This window comes from Halobacterium sp. CBA1126 (genome assembly GCF_009741975.1).
Taxonomy (GTDB): Archaea; Halobacteriota; Halobacteria; order Halobacteriales; family Halobacteriaceae; genus Halobacterium.
Map to the genome: position 1 here is coordinate 1 of NZ_WPCF01000208.1, position 1,056 is coordinate 1,056.

Annotated in this window: 2 pseudogenes; one reads left to right on the forward strand and one right to left on the reverse strand. The window is 70.5% G+C overall.

Features of this window, described 5'->3' with window-relative positions:
* A pseudogene (locus tag GJ634_RS15745) lies at window positions 1-335 on the forward strand (hypothetical protein); the annotation flags it as partial.
* Here GJ634_RS15745 and GJ634_RS15215 read toward each other — a convergent pair.
* Window positions 336-1,033, reverse strand: a pseudogene (locus tag GJ634_RS15215) (ABC transporter ATP-binding protein).
* Window positions 1,034-1,056 lie beyond the last annotated feature (23 nt).

Genomic DNA, 1,056 nt, shown 5'->3' on the forward strand with positions numbered 1-1,056 from the left:
GCGTCGACGAAGCGGTCCTCACCGACGCGACGCCCGTGACGACCGGCGGTGACGCCAGCGCGGTGCTCACCGCCAGTGAGGTGTCGCTGTCCTCGACCCGCGACGAGGGGTCGTACAGCGTCGCCGCGCGCAACGGGAACGTGCTCGCCGTCGGGGACACCGACTTCCTGACGTCGGGCACCGCGACGGAGGGCGACAACGACGCCCTCGCGAGTAACGTGGCGGCGTTCCTCGTCTCCGGCGACAAACGCGCCGGCGCACCGGCCGCGCCCTCCGGGTCGGCCGGCGGGCCGTCCGCCGGACAGGGCGGCGGGTCGACGTTCGTGTCGGCCTGACTACCCGCCGAGGAATTCCCGGCGGACCTCCTCGTCGTCGAGGAGCGCGTCGCCGTCGTCCATGTAACTGTTCTGCCCGTTGACGAGCACGTAGCCGCGGTCGCAGCGCCTGAGCGCCTCCTTGGCGTTCTGCTCGACCATCAGCACCGACGTGCCGTCGTCGTTGATGCGGTCGATGCGGTCGAACATCTCGTCGACGAGGTCCGGCGCCAGCCCCGCCGAGGGTTCGTCGAGCATCAGGAGGTCGGGGTCGAGCATGAGCGCGCGGCCCATCGCGAGCATCTGCTGCTGGCCGCCGGACAGCGACCCCGCCTTCTGGGCGGCGCGCTCCTCCAGAATCGGGAAGCGGTCGTACACCGCCCGAATCTGGTCCTCGGGGACGTCGTCGAGGATGTACGCGCCCATCTCGAGGTTCTCACGGACGGACAGCCCCGCGAACACGTTCTCGTTCTGGGGGACGTAGCCGATGCCCTCGTGGATGATCTCCTCCGGCGGGAGCTCGTGGATGGGCGTCTCCTGGAACGTGATGGCGCCGCCCATGTACGTCGTCAGCCCGAAGACGGACTTCATCACGGTGGACTTGCCCGCGCCGTTCGGCCCGACGATGGTGACGTACTCGCCGTCGCGGACGCGAGGTCGACGCCCGTCAGCACCTGCAGGTCGCCGTAGCCCGCGTCGAGGTCCCGGACCGCGAGGATGCCGTCCTCGCCGTCGGGGAGCG